Annotated in this window: 12 protein-coding genes; 4 read left to right on the forward strand and 8 right to left on the reverse strand. The window is 73.5% G+C overall.

Annotation, left to right across the window (positions count from 1 at the left end; translation table 11 throughout):
• Positions 1-87: 87 nt before the first annotated feature.
• Positions 88-1581 (forward strand): hypothetical protein, encoded by a 1494-nt coding sequence (locus tag NITAL_RS01415; protein ID WP_052664313.1) that lies wholly within the window; start codon positions 88-90, stop codon positions 1579-1581.
• 9 nt (positions 1582-1590) lie between these two features.
• Here the strand turns inward: NITAL_RS01415 and NITAL_RS01420 are convergent, their stop codons facing one another.
• Complete coding sequence (locus NITAL_RS01420; RefSeq protein WP_083441108.1) at positions 1591-2550, reverse strand: glycosyltransferase family 2 protein; 960 nt, start codon at positions 2548-2550, stop codon at positions 1591-1593.
• 236 nt (positions 2551-2786) lie between these two features.
• Between NITAL_RS01420 and NITAL_RS01425 the strand changes: the two genes are divergently transcribed.
• The gene (locus NITAL_RS01425; RefSeq protein WP_052664314.1) at positions 2787-3761 is read left to right on the forward strand and encodes a CAP and S-layer homology domain-containing protein; all 975 of its coding nucleotides are present in this window, start codon (positions 2787-2789) and stop codon (positions 3759-3761) included.
• Positions 3762-3800: 39 nt separating this feature from the next.
• On the opposite strand, the gene NITAL_RS01430 is transcribed toward NITAL_RS01425, so the two are convergent.
• Positions 3801-5135 (reverse strand): UDP-glucose dehydrogenase family protein, encoded by a 1335-nt coding sequence (locus tag NITAL_RS01430; protein WP_052664315.1) that lies wholly within the window; start codon positions 5133-5135, stop codon positions 3801-3803.
• 90 nt (positions 5136-5225) lie between these two features.
• On the opposite strand from NITAL_RS01430, the gene NITAL_RS01435 reads away from it, so the two are divergent.
• Complete coding sequence (locus tag NITAL_RS01435; RefSeq protein WP_052664316.1) at positions 5226-6179, forward strand: hypothetical protein; 954 nt, start codon at positions 5226-5228, stop codon at positions 6177-6179.
• Positions 6180-6193: 14 nt separating this feature from the next.
• Entirely contained in the window at positions 6194-7282 is a 1089-nt protein-coding gene (locus NITAL_RS01440; RefSeq protein WP_157041557.1) for a UDP-N-acetylglucosamine 2-epimerase, read from the forward strand.
• 17 nt (positions 7283-7299) lie between these two features.
• On the opposite strand, the gene NITAL_RS01445 is transcribed toward NITAL_RS01440, so the two are convergent.
• The 6 genes from NITAL_RS01445 to NITAL_RS01470 all read right to left on the reverse strand — a co-directional run bounded on the left by NITAL_RS01445 (position 7300) and on the right by NITAL_RS01470 (position 17115).
• Positions 7300-9393 (reverse strand): S8 family serine peptidase, encoded by a 2094-nt coding sequence (locus NITAL_RS01445; RefSeq protein ID WP_157041558.1) that lies wholly within the window; start codon positions 9391-9393, stop codon positions 7300-7302.
• On the reverse strand, positions 9390-10526 hold the full coding sequence (locus NITAL_RS01450; RefSeq protein ID WP_052664319.1) for a polysaccharide pyruvyl transferase family protein: 1137 nt from the start codon (positions 10524-10526) through the stop codon (positions 9390-9392). Before NITAL_RS01450 ends, NITAL_RS01445 begins: the two co-directional genes overlap by 4 nt.
• Positions 10523-12412 carry a SpoIID/LytB domain-containing protein gene (locus tag NITAL_RS01455; RefSeq protein WP_052664320.1) on the reverse strand — a complete coding sequence of 630 codons (1890 nt, stop codon included), beginning with the start codon at positions 12410-12412 and terminating at the stop codon, positions 10523-10525. The genes NITAL_RS01450 and NITAL_RS01455 overlap by 4 nt, the downstream gene beginning before the upstream one ends.
• A 36-nt stretch (positions 12413-12448) precedes the next feature.
• Positions 12449-14215, reverse strand: coding sequence for an S-layer homology domain-containing protein (locus NITAL_RS01460; protein ID WP_157041559.1), 1767 nt, complete (start codon positions 14213-14215; stop codon positions 12449-12451).
• Between the two features lie 332 nt (positions 14216-14547).
• Entirely contained in the window at positions 14548-15102 is a 555-nt protein-coding gene (locus NITAL_RS01465) for a hypothetical protein (protein WP_052664322.1), read from the reverse strand.
• Positions 15103-15162: 60 nt separating this feature from the next.
• Complete coding sequence (locus NITAL_RS01470) at positions 15163-17115, reverse strand: P-loop NTPase family protein (RefSeq protein ID WP_052664323.1); 1953 nt, start codon at positions 17113-17115, stop codon at positions 15163-15165.
• Between the last annotated feature and the right edge of the window lie 18 nt (positions 17116-17133).

The raw sequence follows: 17133 nt of genomic DNA on the forward strand, positions 1-17133 counted from the left end.
CGGGGGGCGTCGCGGGGGGCGGCCGAGCCTAGTGTCGGGCCGTCGCGGGTACCGTACGCCCGACCTGTCCACCGTCCTGGCGGCACCGTGACCGAGCAGCTCACCCCACCGCGTGCGGCGCCCGCCGATCCAGCATCCCGTTCCGGGGTCACGACGGTCTGGCTCGTCGCTGCTGCCGTCACCGTCGTCGCCCTCGTGGCCTCACGGCTCAACGGTCTGTCCCGGTCCCTGTGGTGGGACGAGGCCTTCACCGCCCACCGGTACGTCCGCGGCGGGGCGGAGATCATCTTCGATCCGAGCCAGTACTACGCCAACAACCACGTGCTCTACAGCCTGCTGGCGTCGTGGACCACCGACCTGCTGTGGACCGGGGACGCGGTGCTGCGCCTGTGGGTCGTGGGTCCCGCCCTCGCCGGGGCCGGGCTGGTGCTGTGGTGGGCCTGGCGTCGGCTCGCTCCCGCGGTCGCCGTCACCGCGACCGCGCTTGTGGTGATCTCGCCGCTCGCGGTGCGACTGCAGACCGAGGCCCGTGGCTACGGGCTCGTCCTGCTGTCGGCCAGCGTGCTGTTGGTGGTCACCAGCCGCGGTGCCGATCACCCCGCCCGGTGGCGCGACGACCTGGCGGTGGCCGCGGCGGGCGCGGTCGGGATGCTCACCTTCCCCCCCGTGGTGACCCTGTACGTCGCGCACACGGGCGTCTGGTTCCTGCGGCGCACCACCCACCGGCTACGGCTGGTGGCGCTGACGGCCGCCACCGGCGCGCTGACCGCCCTGGTGCTCCGGCCGCTGTTCGGCCCGATGCTGGACAACGCCTCCAGCGTCGGGAGCCGGGCGGCCGATCCGATCACCTGGTGGTCGCCGATCGTCGGCCCGTTCACCGTCATCGGTGGTCCGAGCTTCAACCCGATCCTGCCCGGTGGGTCGAGCACCGCCGCGGCCGTGACCATGGTGCTCGGCGTGGCCGGCCTGATCGCCCTGCTGGTGCGCTCTCGTTCGCTCGCCGTCGACCACCCGCACGCGGGCTTCGAGGTCGGGCTCCAGCTGCTCGCTTCCCTCGGGGTGAGCATCGCGCTGCTCGGCTTCGTCGGGTTCTCGCTGCTGGACCGCTACGTGGCCTTCACGCTGCCAGCCGTGATGATCGCCGTCGCTGCCGGCATCGTGGCCATCGCCCGCCTGGCGACCCGCGACCGGCCGGCCCTCACCGCCACGGCGGTCCTGGTGGTGCTGGCCCTGGCCGGGGGGCTCGGCGCCGAACGCGTCCACGCCGAGACGGCCCAGCCGCGCCAGGAGTTCGCAGGTGCCGTCGAGGCGATCCGTGCGAGCGACCCCGCCACCGTCGTCGTACGGCGCCTCCACGTCGGGTACGCGTGGTACTTCGGCCGGTTCGAGGTGGACGTGGTCCGCACCGACGACGGCGCGGAGGCCACGGCAGCGTTCTGCGACGGTCCACGACCCGCGGTCTACGTGCCGGACCCGGACCGCGAACCGGCCGACGGTCCGGCGTGCCTCGGCGACGCCGTCCGGCACTCGGTCCCGCAGCGGGTCGGTGACCTCGAGATGGTCTGGTACGAGCTGCCCTGACCCGAGCCGTCAGCGACGTTCGGCGGCCGTCTGGGACGATCGGGGGGCGACCACGCGGACCACGAGGTCGGCGAGCAACCCGAGCGCGACGATCTGCATCGACACGATGATGAGGATCACCGTGTTGGTGGCGATCCGTCCGCCCTTGTCGACGATGTCGAAGACCAGCTTGCCGATCGAGCCGGCGAACAGCACCCCACCGAGCGGCAGGAAGACCCGGAGCGGGTTGAAGGTCATCACCATCCGCACGACCTGCTGGACGTAACGGGCGGTGTCCCGGCGCCAGTGGAACTTGGACTCGCCCGCCCGCTCGGCGTAGTCGATCGGGACGTAGTGGACGAGGTGGGCGTTGGCGAGGAACGCCAACGTGATGGTGGTCACGCACGAGAACCCGGTCGGCAGCAGGTGCAGGTACGGCAGCGCGACCGATCGCTTGAAGGCGCGGAACCCCGAGTTGAGGTCGGGGATGCGCTCCTTGACCAGGTAGCTCGCGAGCTTGCGGATGAGGAACTTGGCCGGGACCCGCGCCCACCTGTGGGTGCCCTGCTCGGACGTGCGGGCGCCGACGACCTGGTCCCATCCACCGTCGAGCTGGTCGACCAGCGCCGCGATCTCGTGGTTGGGGTAGGTCATGTCGGCGTCGGTCCACACCACGATCTCGCCGCGTGCCTGCTCGGTGCCGATGCGGCGCGCGAACCCGGACCCCCGGTTGCGTGGCAGGCGCACGAGCCGGATGGCGTGCTCGGCCGCGAGGTCGTCGAGGACGGCGGTCGACCCATCGGTCGAGCCGTCGTCGACCACCAGGATCTCGAAGCCTTTCCCGGCCTCGGTCAGGCCGGCGGCGATGCGTTCGACCTCCTCGCGGACGTGGGTCACCTCGTTGAAGACCGGCAGGACGACCGTCACCTCGACGGCCACGTCCCCGTGATCGTCGACGGAGGTGAGGGGCGGCGCGGGGTCTGCGGCCACGGCGGTGGGACCTCTGGAGGTGGGGACGGGACGACCGGCGGAGGGTAGCGGCGCCCCGGTCGGCTCCCGCCGACATGGCCGCCTCGCGACCACCGCCCGAGCCCCGCCCGAGCGCCGGCCACCCGGCCGCCGGACGTGGTCGGACGGAGGGTGCACGCCGTCTCAAGCGCACCTGCGCCACCGCCGATGCAGGGAGGGCCCCCACTCCCGCCACCGAACGCCCCCGAGGTCGACCCGTGCTGACCCGACGCCACCCGTCACGCATCCTGGTCGTCGCCCTGCTCACCGTCGCGCTGGCGGTCGGCATGGTGGGTCCCGCCGCCGCGCGCACCCTGGAGCCGGGCCTCGAGACCCAGCTGGTCAACCTGACCAACCAGGCCCGCGCCGCTCACGGCCTCCGTGGCCTGCCGGTCGAGCTCCAGCTCACCCGGGTCGCCCGTGACTGGTCGAACACGATGGCCTCACGCCAGGAGCTGTCGCACCGGCCTCGGCTCAGCTCGGTCATCGACGGCAACTGGCAGCGGATCGGCGAGAACGTCGGCGTGGGGCCGAGCGTCGAGCGCATCCAGCAGGCCTTCATGGACTCGCCCGGGCACCGGGCCAACGTGCTCGGCGACTACGACCGCATCGGGGTCGGCATCTACGAGCAGGACGGCCGGCTCTGGATCACCGTCAACTTCCTCAAGGGCAGCGGCGACTTCCCGGTCTTCCAGGACGTGCGCACCAACACCCACCGCACCAACGTCGAGGGTCTGTTCGCCCGTGGTACCACCCTCGGGTGCTCCTTCGATCGGTACTGCCCGAGCGCCGGGGTGACCCGGGGACAGATGGCCACCTTCCTGGCTCGCGAGCTCGGCCTGTCCCCGAAGAACGGCGGGTTCCGCGACGTGCCCTCCAGCCACCCGCACGCCGGCGCCATCGGGGCCCTGGCCGCCGCGGGTATCACCACCGGCTGCGGCTCGAACAAGTTCTGCCCCGAGGACCGGGTCAACCGCGCCCAGATGGCGACCTTCCTGCGACGTGCGAAGGGTCTGCCCGAGACCGCGCCGTCGGGCCTGTCCGACGTACCGAGCTCCCACACCCACGCCGGATCGATCGGCGCCCTGCAGAAGGCCGGCATCACCCAGGGGTGCACCTCGACCCGCTACTGCCCCACCGACGGGGTCACCCGGGCGCAGATGGCCACGTTCCTGCAGCGTTCGTTCGCCTGAGCGGCGACGCCACAGGATCCGGCGCCGAACGGCCGATGCTCAGCTCGCCCGGTCGCTCGCGCTCCTGCGGCCCATCGAGTGGTAGCGGACGCCGGCGTCGAGCATCGTGTCCGGGTCGAAGGCGTTGCGCGCGTCGATCACGATGGGGTAGCTGAGGGTCTCGAGGAAGTCGCCCGGCGAGAGGCTCCTGACCTCGTCCCACTCGGTGGTGATCACCACGGCGTCGGCGTCACGCATCGCTTCGAGCGGATCGTCGATGGCCACGACCCCCTCGACCTCCGCAGCGAACGCCTCGAGGGCGACGGGGTCGTACACCCGGACCGTCGCGCCCTCCGCGAGCAGCGCCCGGGCGAGGTACAGCGCGGGTGCCTCGCGCAGGTCGTCGGTCCCCGGCTTGAAGGCGGCGCCGAGGAGGGTGACCACCTTCGCCTCGAGGTGCCAGAGCTCGTCACGGAGCTTGCGCAGCACCACCTCGCGCTGCCCCTCGTTGATGCGACGTACCTCCTCGAGGAGCAGGAAGTCCTCGCCGACCTGCCGCGCGAGGTGGATGAAGGCGTCCACGTCCTTCGGGAAGCACGACCCGCCGTACCCGAGGCCCGCCTGGAGGAACTTGGGTCCGATGCGCTCGTCGAGCCCCATGCCCTCGGCCACGACCGCGACGTCGGCCCCGACCGCGTCACAGACGCGAGCGACCTGGTTGATGAACGAGATGCGCGTGGCGAGCATCGCGTTGGAGGCGTGCTTGATCAGCTCGGCGGTGGGGACGTCGGTCTCGACGGCGGGGGCGCCCGTCCGCTCGAGCAACGGGGCGTAGACGCGGCGCAGGACGTCGCGGGCGTCCTCGTGCTCGGTGCCGTAGACCACCCGGTCGGGGCGCAGGGTGTCGGCGACGGCCTGGCCCTCGCGCAGGAACTCGGGGTTCGAGGCGACGTGGACCGTGACGTCGTGGCCCCGGCGGTCCAACTCGCGTTCGATGACGCCACGGAGGCGGGCTCCGGTGTTGGCGGGGACGGTGGACTTCTCCACGAGGACCACGTCGCGCTCGGCGAGCTCGCCGACCTTGCGGCCGACCGCCTCGACGTAGCGCAGGTTCGGTCCGCCGCCTGGCAGGGGCGGGGTCCCGACGCACACGAAGACGACCTCGGCCTCCTTGAGTGCGACCGCGAGGTCGTCGGTGAACGACAACCGACCGGCCGCTTCCTGCTCGGCGACCAGCTCGGGCAGGTCCGGCTCGTGGAACCAGATGCGTCCCTCGTGCAGCCCCTCGATCTTGCTGGCGTCGTCGTCCATCCCCACCACGTGGTGGCCGTCCGCCGCGAGGCAGGCGGCCGTGACGAGTCCGACGTGTCCGACACCGACGACAGCGACGTGCATGGGTCCTGGCCTTCGAGAGGGGGCGGACGGCAGGATAGGGGTCGGCGCGCCCCGTCCGGGTCCCCGCCACCCTTCCGGAGGAGCCCACCGGTGACCGAGCGGCCTCCCGCTGCTGGCGCACGGGCTGGCGCCTGGCTGCGCCGCGTCGCCGACGTCCGGCAGCCACCGCCCGGAGCCCGTCGGTGGCTCCTGCTGGTCGGGGCCGCCCTGTTCCTCGGCGGTGCGGTCGCGGCGGCACGTGCGTTGGACCTGCCACCGGGGGGCGTGCGTGTGGCGCCCGTCGTGGTCGTCGCCGTCGTCCTGACCCCGCTCACCATCGCGGTCAACGCCGTCGAGCTGATCGCGCTGGCCCGGCTGCTCGGGCAGCCCCTGCCCGCCCGGACCGCCGTCCGGGTGGTGGTCCTCGGCACCGCCGCGAACCTCCTGCCGATCCCGGGGGCCGCCGCGCTGCGCATCCAGGCCCTCGCCGGTGGCGGGGCCACCTACGGGGCCGCCACCGCCATCAACGTCGCCGCCGCGCTGACCTGGCTCGGCTCGGCGGCGGCCGTCGCTGGCGTGGCCCTGCTGAGCCTCGGACGGGGACCGCTCGGGGCGGGCGTGCTGCTCGTCGGCACCGGGGGTGCCGTGGCGAGCCTGCTGGTCGCCCGTCGGGTCGCCACGGTCCTGGCGCCCGGCCCGGCGCTCGGCCTGCTGGCCGTCACCGAGGTGGCCACGGTGATCGTCCACGCCCTCCGGCTGGTCCTCCTGCTCGGCGCGATCGGCGCCGGTGCCTCCTTCGCCGCAGCGACCGTCGTCGGCACCTCCGGGCCGCTCGCCGCCGCCGCTGGGGTCTTCCCGGCCGGGCTCGGCATCGCCGAGGCAGCCGCCGCCGGTGCGGGGACGCTCGTCGGGGTGGCCGCGGCAGCCGCGTTCGCCGCGGCCGCCCTCAACCGTCTGGTCGGGTACGGGGTGCTCGGGATCGCGCTGGTGGTCCCCGCCGTCCGCCGACCTCCCGAGCACGTGGCAGGCTCCGCACCCACCCCACCCGGAGACCCCGACCCGTGACCGAGCCCCGCCCCGTGACCGACACCCTGCACGTGTTCATCGGGACGAAGGCCCAGTACGTCAAGACCGCACCGCTGTTGCGCCTCATGGACGACCGCGGTGTCGCCTACCGGTTGATCGACTCCGGTCAGCACGCTGCCCTGGCCGCCGAGCTGCGCGGCGAGCTCGGGGTCCGGGCCCCGGACGTCACCCTCGGCGGGTCCCGGGACATCACCACGATCCCGGCTGCCATCCGGTGGGCCCTCGCCATCGCCTGGCGCCTGGTCGACGGACGCCGGCTCCGGCGTGAACTGTTCGGCGGGCGAGGGGGGATCTGCATCGTGCACGGCGACACGCCGTCGACGCTGCTGGCCACCCTCCTCGCCAGGCGTGCTGGCCTGGAGGTCGCCCACCTCGAGGCGGGGCTGCGCTCGCGGTCGGTGCTCGAGCCGTTCCCAGAGGAGCTCATCCGCCGGATCGTGATGCGCCTCGGTGCGGTGCTGTTCGCGCCCGACGACGTCGCGGCCGCCAACCTCCACCGCCGTGGGCTCGGCGGACGAACGGTGCGGACATCGGCCAACACCGTGGTCGACGCGCTGCGGTACTCGCTGGGCGACACGCCGGTCGCACCCACGGGTCCGGCCGTGGTCACCATGCACCGGGTCGAGAACCTGCACCGCGCCGAGCGGGTCCGCGGCTTCGTCGACCTGGTCGAGCGGCTGGCCGCGCGGGGGCCGGTCACCTTCGTGGTGCACGGTCCGACCGAGTCGACCATCGCGCCGCATCGTTCGCGCCTGGAGGCCGCGGGGGTCGAACTCGTGCCGCTGCTCGCCCACGCCCGCTTCACGCGGATGCTCGCGGCCGCGCCGCTGGTGGTCACCGACGGGGGCAGCATCCAGGAGGAGTGCGCCCTCCTCGGCGTCCCGACGCTCCTGTGGCGCGCGCAGACCGAGCGGCCCGACGGGCTCGGGGTCAACGTGGTGCTCGGTCGCTACGAGTCGGCGGTCCTCGACCGGTTCGTCGACGACCACGAGGCGCTGCGTCGCCCCCCGCTGACCGCCCAGGTGCACCCGTCGGCCGAGATCCTGACGACGCTCGAGGGGCGGCTCGCCGACCGCCGGTGAGTCGGCGCTGACGGCCGTCAGCCGACGCGGCTGACCCGGTCGTTGACGAGCTTGTCGAGCGCCCGGCGCAGGAGGCTGCCGAGCTGGGCCCGGGTGACCCCGGCCCGAGGCTCGAACCTGCCGTCCGCCCGGCCCTCGATGAAGCCGAGCTGGCTGCCGACCCGCACGTTGCGCTCGTGGACCCCGCCGACGTCGGGGAACCGGTTGCCGCTGACGCGCACGCTGCCTCGCGCCAGGTGCTCGTAGGTGCGCACCAGGAGGCTGGCGAACTGCTCGCGGGTCACCCGGTTCGCGGGCCGGTAGGTGCCGTCGTGGTAGCCACTGACGATGCCGAGCACGGCCAGGGCCTCGATGTTGTCACGGTGCACGTCACCGGCGAGGTCGCTGAACTGCCCCCTCCTCGGCACCGGCAGGTCCTCCGCGGTGCGCACCAGGTTGGCGAGGAAGGTCGCGACCTGCCCACGGGTGACGGTCTGCGCCGGCCCGTAGGTCCCGTCCCGGAACCCACCGGCGAGCCCGTGGTGGACGATGCAATCCACGTTCAGGGTGTGCACGTCGCTGCGGTGCAGGTCCGGGAACGGCGCGCGTGGCGCACCGCCTCGGCAGGCGCCGAGGTCGGCGCCGAGCGCCTGCATCGTCCCGGGCGCGCTGGCGAGTCCCGCGCGCGTCGTGCCACTCGGACGGCTGGTGTTGCCGAGGCTGCCGAAGGGGCGCGCCCCCTGCCGGACGGCTCGGGCGATCCTGGCACCGTCGCGGACGCCGGTCTCGCTGATCGCCAGGGCGACCGCACCGGTCACGGTGGGCGCCGCCTGCGAGGTCCCGTCGAGCTCGCCGTAGTGCCCCTCGGGCAGCGTGCTGAGGACGGCGACGCCGGGTGCGGCCACGTCGACCAGCGTCGTGGACACGTTCGCGAAGCAGGGCACCTCGCCACGGTTGTCGACGGCGGTGACGCTGATGACGTTCGGGGCGGTCGACGACGCCGGGTACTCCGGCATGTCGTCGAGTACGTGACGGACGCAGGTTTCGCGGTCTCGGTAGTAGCCGCTGTTGCCCGCCGCGACCACGACCGGGATCCTGGCGTCGCGGATCGTGCGCTCGAGGGCCGCGAGGGCACAGTTGCCCGACTCGCGCTGGCCGCAACGTTGGAGGTCCCGTTCGGTGACCCGACCCTCGACCCCCCACGAGGCGTTGATCACGTGGGCACCCGACTCGACCGCGTACTGCATCGCCCGGATGCCGTCGGAGACGGCGCCGTCGGTCCCACGGAGGAACTTGACGCTCATCAAACGCACCCGGGGGGCCACGCCGACGGTGCCCACGTCGTTCTCCGCGGCAGCGACCACACCGGCCACGTGGGTGCCGTGCGCGTCCTCGGTGGCGTCGGCGTACACCTGCCCCGAGGGGCCGTGCCCGGAGAAGTTGCACCCGTGGATGTCGCCTGTGCAGTTGAAGGACGAGGTCCCCGGCCGGGGGTTGCGCCACAGGTTCGGCTTCAGGTCCGGGTGGTGGATGTCCAGGCCGGTGTCGACGATCGCGACCACGACACCCGCCCGGCCGCGGCTGGCACGCCAGGCCGAGTGCGCACCGATGTCGATGTTCGCGCGGCCCCGTTGGAAGCTGAGGTCGGCGCCGCGGGCCTGCTGGCCGGTGTTGCGCCACCACCACTGATCGCCGCGGAGCGGGTCCGCAGCGGTGCGGAACGCGAGCTTGCGGTCCGGTTGTATCGAGGCGACCTCGGGCGCGGCCGCCAGGGTGGCGACGGTGCTCTCGGCGGTCGTCGGGTCCACCTCGAGGACCTGGACACCGAACCCGGCGACGACATCGTCGTGGCCCGCCGCACCCAGCACGCGCTCCATCCCCGCGTCGCTGGTGCCGGGCTGGAAGGTGACCAGCAACCGGTCGGCGACCGCCTCGCCGACCATCGCCGCATCGGCGCTCGGCGCGGCCGTGTCGAGCTCGGCCAACAAGGCTGACACCTGGGCGTCGACCGACGACGTTCCTGCGCCCGGGTCCGCCACCGCCGGAACGGCGTGGACCACGAGCGACACGGCGAGCAGGCTCGTGACTCCGAGCCGGAACCGACCTGCCAACCTGCTGACCCTCCCCCTCACGACGTCTCCTCCAGGAGCGCGTCGAGCAACCTGCCGTTGCCCCGCTCGCGAGCCACCAGCGCCGCCAGCTCGGCAGCCCGGTGATGGTCCCCGACGCGGAGCGCTTCCTCTGCATGCATCGGCACCACGCGCGTCAGCGGCACGCCGAGCTGCCACACCGTGCGCGGAGCGTCCGACGCGAGTTCGGCGACCTTCGACGAGTACGGCGCAGCGAGCACGGGCCGCCCCGCGAGCAGACCGGCGACCGCGGCGTGGAACCGCATCCCCAGCACCAGCCGCCCCCGGGCGACCTCGTCGAGGACGGTGTCGACGGTCGGGCGGACCGCGACGACGTCGACGCCGGTGACGCGGGCGGCGATGGCCTCGTGCAGCGGCCCGTCGCGGTCGGCCTGGAGGGCCACGAAGCGCAGCGACAGGCCGAGCGCACGGGCCAGGTCACCGAGCCTGGCCGCCAGCGCGGTCAGCTGCGCCGCGCTCGGCAGGCCCCGCTGCCAGTTCGAGGACGCCGGCCGCCAACCACCCCCGACGTTCCGCGGGCGCAGGCACACCACCAGCTCGTCGTGGGCGGGCTCGGTCGAGGGTGGCAGGGAGAAGGCGAGGTCCGCGGTCAGCCGCACGTGCCGACAACCGATGGTGCGCAGCTGCGAGGCGGTGAGCCGGTCGCGGGCACCGACGGGGACGGTCCGCAGCAGCGCGAGGACAGCGGCCTTCGAGGGAGCGTGCAGGGTCCCCCCACCGAGGCCCACCGCGACCACACGGGCGCCGGCGCCGCGTCCGACGGCCACGCGGGACAGGTGGTAGGGCACGTTCCATCGGCTGGACTCGTCCTGCAGCAACCCGCCGCCGCCGAGCACCAGCCGTCGGTCCGCCCGTGCGGCACGCCACCACGCGGGGGGATCGAGGTGAGGGAGCGCCTCGACGCCGTGCACCGCGGTGGTCGCAGCCGGATCGGTGGAGATGGCGGTCGGCTCGGCGCCACGGGCGCGCAGCTGCCTGGTCAGCGCCCGGAACAGCAGCTCGTCGCCCAGGTTGGTCGACCCGAGCCAGCCCGCGACCACCACGCCACGCCGACCGGCAGCGACGTCCGGCCGGGGATCGGTCCGCCCCCCGCCGCGGGCCGCCTCGGCGGTCACCGCAGGGACCGCGCCGCGCGGTAGAGGAAGGACGCCATCTGATCGCGGAGGACCGGATCGCCCGGGCAGTAGGAGTTGCCCCGACAGCCGGCCGTGATCCCGCGCTCGGCGATGGCGCCCACGTTCCCGGCGTGGGTGCCGTTCGGGGGGACGTCGTCGAAGGTCGGCCGTACCGGGTCGAGCCCCATCGCCCGGGCGATGAACGAGGCCATCTGCTCACGCGTGACCGGGTCGTCGGGCCCGAACCGACGGGCGCTGTAGCCCTTCGCGATGCCGGCCGCGGAGACCGAGGAGATGGCTTCTGCGTGGGTGCCACCGTTGACGTCGTCGAAGGTGTTGTCGGTGCGCTTGGGGATGTCGAAGGTGCGGTAGATGAAGGAGGCCATCTGTGCCCGGGTGACCCGCTCGCGCGGTGCGAACGTCGTCGCGGTCTTGCCCTGCGCGATCCCGGCGGCGTTGGCCCACACGATCGAGTACTCGTGGGTGTTCCCGTCGTCATCGATGAACGGTGCGAACCCGATCGAACGGATCTGGCTCGACGGGGGCCTGCCGCCAGCGCCGGCGAAGGGGTCCCCCGCAGCGTTGCGCACGGTCGTCGCGAGGTCGCACCGCAGGCTGTTGCCGGCGTACCCGTTGCGGTTGCACTTCCGCGACTGCGCTGCGGACGCCGTCGTGGAGAACTCCTTGGTGCCCTCAGGACCCGTCACGCGCAGGACGCGGGGTGAACCGCCCGCCGTACGCGACATGATCTCGACCCGCTGGATGCGCGACAGCCCGAGGCCGGTCACGCGCCGGAACTCGGCGTTGGAGGCGACCGCCGTCCAGCTGCGCATCGGGTTGACCGCGTCCAGCGACCACGGATCGTCGACCGACACCAGGTAGGGCACGGCGGTCCCGTAGGCCCACGAGTCCTGGCTGGCCTCGGTCCGCCCGCCGTGCGACGACGAGTAGTACGTGTTCGCGATGTTCCCGTTGCCGTCCACGAGGTAGCGGCCGGACGTCGCGGCCACCGCGTCGACCCACCGTTGACCGGTGGCCTCGATCTCCTTGTCGAACCCGACGAAGACTTGGCAGGCGGCGGTGGCACAGGTGACACGGTTGCGGCCCAGCACGTAACCGCGGGCGATGATGACCTGCGCCTCGAGGGCCTGCTGGCCGCCGCTCGCCCCCCAGGACGAGGGCACCTCACCGAGCCCGCGCAGGTAGCTCTCCAGCGGGAGGCGGTTGGTCACCCCGAGCTTGCCCTCCCCGTCGCTGCGGTACTCGACGCGGCCGTAGGCGTACTGCCGGGTCCCGAACGGGTGGTAGGTCCGCAGCCGCGCGCCGGCCGTGCGGACCTCGTCCATCGAGGTCAAGGACACGTGGAACGTGCCGTTCCCCCCGTGGACCAGGTCGTTCGCCGCATCGCGCAGCTCCACCCGGTTGACGTTGTCGGTGCCCCCACCGCGGACGGTCCAACTCGTCCCCGCGGGTTGGGTGACAGGGTCGTGGGCCGTGCCGTTGGGTTCGACGTAGCGCCAGGTGATGGCACCGCCGACGGCTTCCGCCGGCGTCGAGGTCACCCCGCCGGTGGCGAGCTGCACGGTGACCCGCTGCGGCGAGTCCGTGCTCCAGGTGCGTTGCGCGGTGCCCGGGTAGTAGTGCTGCAGGATCTGGCTGTGGGTCCGGCCTTCGCGGGACATGGCGTAGGCGCCGTACTGGGACATGCCGACCGAGTGGCCCCAGCCGCGGCCTCGGAGCACCACGCCCGGGTTGGGGTCGGGCTGGTCGCGCACGGAGGGACGCAGCGGCGTCCCGCTCTGCGCGCTGCCCGCCGAGGCGGGCAGCAGCGTCACGGCGAGCGCAAGGGCGAGGACGGACGAGGCGAGGCGGGTGCGCCGGGTCACGCAGGTGTTCCTTACGGCTCTGGGGTGGGCCTCCGCCTAGGTGGCGTCGGTTCCGTCGGTGGGCTCGGGCTCCGGCTCGGCGAGTTCCTCCTCGTCGGCGGCGCGTTCCTCGAGGAAGTGCAGGGCGTTGACGAGGAAGGTCGCCATCTGGCCGCGGGTCACCGACGCCTTGGGCAGGAAGGTGCCGTCGGACCGGCCCGACGCTATCCCCGCGTCGGCGATGGCGCCGATCTCTCCGGCGTAGCCGATCACGTCCGAGAAGCGTGCGGCGGCCTCGGGGTTCAGGTCCAGCTCCAGCGCGCGCGTGATGATCACCGCCATGTGCTCGCGGCGCAGCGGCTCGTTCGGACGGAAGGTGTTGCCCGCGTACCCGGTCAGGATCCCGGCCTCGACCAGCGCGTTGATCGCACCGGCGTGGACGAAGCCCGGATCGACATCGTTGAACCGGGCGCCGGGGATCGGCTCCAGGCCGAGGGCCTTGGACAGGAAGGTGGCGACCTGGGCACGGGTGACGTCACGCAGCGGACGGAAGGTGCGGTCGGGGTACCCGGTCGTGATCTCGCGGGCCACCAGCTCCTCGATGGCCGCCGCGTGCGGGCTGCCGGCCACGTCGGTGAAGCGCGGCGCGGTCGTGGCACCGGCACCGTCAGGGACACGGTCCCACTTGGAGGACTCCGCCTTGGCGTTGGTGCGGATGCGCTCGATGTGCTCCATGATCCGTCCGGGGCAGGAGGTCTGTCCCACCTGACGGTGCCCGACCACGGTCGGGTAGCTCGTCGAGTAGCGCCACACGGTGCCGTGCGTGTCGATGCCGTGGATGCCGGCCTTCCACCCGACGACGCGGTCGAGCGCACGCAGGATGTCGGCGTTGGGGGCCAGCTGGGAGTAGGTCCCGATGACCGAGATCCCCGTCGAGCCGGTGTTGAAACCGGCTGCGTGCGCCCCGATGACCGCACGGTCGAGGCCGCCGGCCCGACCCTCCCAGAGGCCGCCGCACGGATCGATCACCACGTTGTAGCCGAGGTCGCTCCAGCCGTTGTGGTTCTGGTGCCAGCTCTGCATGCTCCGCATGGTGCTCGCGACCGCATCGTGGCTGCAGGTGCCGTCCGCCTGGCGCAGGTTGTTCTGGGTGGCCGTGTGGTGCAGGACGACCTGCTGGACGCCGTTGCTCGCGACCGACGGGGTGCCCTTGAAGGGCGCCGCTCCCCACGAGGCGCGCGAGTTGACCCCGGCAGGCACGGTCGCGGCCTCGGCCGGGACGGGGCGCGGGGTGAGGTGACGGACGAGCTTGGCGACCGCGCCCTCGTTCAGGCCGCCACCGTCGATGAAGCCGAGGGTCACCCCGGTGAGGTCCTCCCCAGGTGCCTCGACCTGCACGTGGCGGCCCTCGAGGGTCACCTGGAGGTCGGTGAGACCGACGGCCTCGGCGTCGACCGCAGCGGCTGCTTCCTCGGTACCGGGGTCGGGGGCATCCAGGCCGTCCTGACGCTCCAGCGCGAACCAGGGGGTCCACGTCTCGCCGTCGACGCTGGTACGCACGTTGATGGCATCGAGCCCCGTCGGGAGCTCGGCCCACAGCGCCGTGAACTCGATGGGGGCGGTCACGACGCCCGACCGCTGACCGGGCGTCGGGTCACCGACCGGGCCCTCGAGCCCGTCGACGACGACCTCGGCCACCTCCGCCGTCGGCACGTGCGCGAGGTCGAGCTCCGCATCGACCACCTCGGGAGCAGCGACCTCGGTGGCCACCGCTGCGGGGATGACGCCCACCGACAGCAGGCTGGTCAGGACGAGCAGAGACACGACACGACGTGGTGGGCGCACCCGGGGTCCTCCCCTTCGATCTACCTCCGGGACATCGGCCACGATCGCCCCGAACCTGAGCACGAGTCACAGACGTTGACACGTGCAACAGGACGCCACAACAACGACACGCGGCGCTCCCGAGTTCCCGAACGTCCACTGGACGTCGTCTGCCCCAGCCAGCGTGCGGCTGGCGCAGCCTCGCAGCTACGGCAGATCCTGCGGAGGCCGTCGACCGCACCGTGCGTGGTCCGCGCCTCGGACCCCTCCGCGGTGCGTCCAGAGCCTGTCAGGAACCTTCCCGTCGACCGCGACGTACGCGGCTCCAGCGGTCAGGACCCGGGCGTCTCCACCGGGGCGCCCCAGCGCACCGACGCGAGCACGCCGTCGAAGGTGTCGCGGGCGCGGTCGAAGACCTCGGGCGCGTCCGTGCTCCCCGGCAGCGGCACCGGCTGCGCCAGCACCTCGACCTCACGCGCCGGCACGATCACGACCAGCTCACGGGTCTCGGCGGCGCCTTCCGAAGCCGGGGTGAGGAACTGCAACCGGGTCGCTGGGACACCGCCGACCTCGATCGCCTCGTCGACCTCCAAGGTCGCGCCGCTGTCCTCGATCTGGCGGCGCCACTCCCCCGGAGTGACCCCGCGCCGGTGGGTGAGGAACATGGCGACCACGTCCCCCGACGGCCGCTCCTCCTCGCTGACATCCCCACCGAGCGGCACGTTCGCGATGCTCAGCAGGGTCTGGCCCTCCTCGAAGACCGTCCACCCGTCGGGCAGTTCGAGCGTCAGGTCGCGCCACGCCACGGAACCGTCGGCGCCTCCCCGACCGCAGGCGGCCAGGACCAGCGCGAGGACGAGCAGCAGCGAGCGTCGCGCGACGGGCACGAGCACCTCCGGAGGACCGCGAGCGCGGAGGGTACGGCGAGGCCGACCGGGGGCGGACCGTCAGCCTGCGCCGTGGGTCCGCGGCCCGTCGTCGTCGGACGCGCCGGTGACATCGGCCACGTCGGTGACGTCGACGACCTCGTCGCGTTCGTGCAGCTCGTCCATCAGGAGGGCGAGCTGCGCGGTGGTGCGCAGCGGGTCGTCCTCGGGCTGCGGTGCAGCGAGCCGTTCGTCGCGGACCGCCGGGATCTCGTCGGTGGGATCGGCGAGGTCGTTCACGGCCACGTCCGGTGCCACGGCCGGCTCGGGCTCGGGCTCGGACCGTGGTGCGGCCTCGGCCTCGGGCTCGGGGGGCACCACAGCCACCGGCTCGGGCTCAGGGACGGGATCGGACTCGGGGGTGCGCCCGACCACGGCCTCGGGGGCGGGCTCCGGTCCTGGTGTCGGCGCCACCACGGGGTCGGGTGCCGCGGGTGGCGTCACCGTGCTCGCGAGCTGGGCGGCGAGGCGAGCGGCCGCTGCCCCCGACACCACGTCGAGGTCCTGTGGTGAGGCCGGAGGGGTCGACCGCTCTGGCTTCGACGCCGTGACCACCTCGGGGGTGGCTGCGTCATCGGGTCGGTGCGGTTGCCGGGGGGAGGGTGGCAGGTCGCGGACGACGCGCACGGAGGGCGCGGGGCGGCGTTCGAGCTCGGCGCGGGGGGTCGACAGGGGTGGGCCCGACCAGCGGTCCGGCGCGGCCTCCGCGACCTCCGGCTCCGCGGTCTCCGGCTCGATCGGTTCCGGCTCGACCGGCTCCGGGTCGACCGGCTCCGGGTCGACCGGCTCCGGGTCGACCGGCTCTGGATCGACCGGCGCCAGGTCCGCGATCTCAGGCTCCGCGACCTCCGGCTCCGCGACCTCCGGCTCCGCGAGCTCCGGCCGCGCGGTCTCCGATGCGGCCTCGGCCACAGCCTCCGCGAGCTCCGGCTCCGCGGTCTCCGGCGCGGTCGCGGCCACCGGCTGCGGGCCCACCGCTCCCACCGGCTCCGATGCCTCGGGCCCGGCGACCACGGGGTCCTCGTCGGCCTCGGCGCTGGGCTCAGCGAGCGGCGCGTCGGTGACCTCGTCGACCGCCACCTCGTCGGAGGGCTCGGCACCGTCCGCCGGGGAGGAGGGGACCTCGCGCCGCGGGGTACGGGCGGTGCGGTCGTCGATCAGCACCACCTGGGCGACGGTGCCGGCACCCTCGAGCGCCTCGATACCTGCCTGGAGTCGGACGCGCGGGGTGGCGTCGCTGCGGGCGAGCAGCAGCACGGCGTTCAACGCACCGGCGGCCGCCAGCACGTCGCGGTCCGCCAGCGGCGGGAGCGCGACCAGCAGCACCTCGAGATCCTTCGGGAGACGCTCGGGCAGCGCCGCTGCCGCACGCATCGCCTCGTCGAGGTCCCGTCCCGCACCGAGACGCGCGAGCTTGATGTCCCGTTCGAACGTGACGGTGTGCCCGAGCGAGGCCCCGTCGCGCACGACCTCGAGCAGCCCCTCGTGCGGCGTCGCACCGCTCGCGACGTCGACGATGAGCACGCTCGCGCCCTGCTCGGCGAGGGCGACCCCGAGCGCGTCGGTCCACGCGGCCGCATCGACGCCCCGTCCGGTCCCCGACAACCCGAGCACCACCCGCCGCCCCGCCCGGGCGTCGAGGACCGATGCCGCGAGATCGCCGGCGCCCGCCGGCGAGACCTGGGTCGGCAGCACCCCGACCAGCTCGCCGCCAGCCGAGCGGACGTGCCGAGGCCCTCGGATGGTCGCGTCGCCGGCATCGACGGCGATGGTGATGGCCAAACCGATGAGGATCGCAGCGACCGCCACGGCCGCACCGACGAGGGGCTGGCGGGGCAGGATCCCCGGCGCCAGCACGGTGACGATCAGACCGACGCCGACCAGGCCACCGACGGCAGCGCGCAACAACCCACCGCGGCGTTCGACGACGTCGAGCGCCTCGACGAGCCACGCGGGGCGGGATGAGAGGGCCATCGTCGGCCGACGCTAGCA

Source organism: Nitriliruptor alkaliphilus DSM 45188 (assembly GCF_000969705.1).
GTDB lineage: Bacteria > Actinomycetota > Nitriliruptoria > Nitriliruptorales > Nitriliruptoraceae > Nitriliruptor > Nitriliruptor alkaliphilus.

Bases quoted from the DNA above. Each gene is read 5' to 3' on its own strand.
- NITAL_RS01470 (WP_052664323.1), bottom strand. From the start codon at position 17,115: ATGGCCCTCTCATCCCGCCCCGCGTGGCTCGTCGAGGCGCTCGACGTC.
- NITAL_RS01430 (WP_052664315.1), bottom strand. From the start codon at position 5,135: ATGCACGTCGCTGTCGTCGGTGTCGGACACGTCGGACTCGTCACGGCC.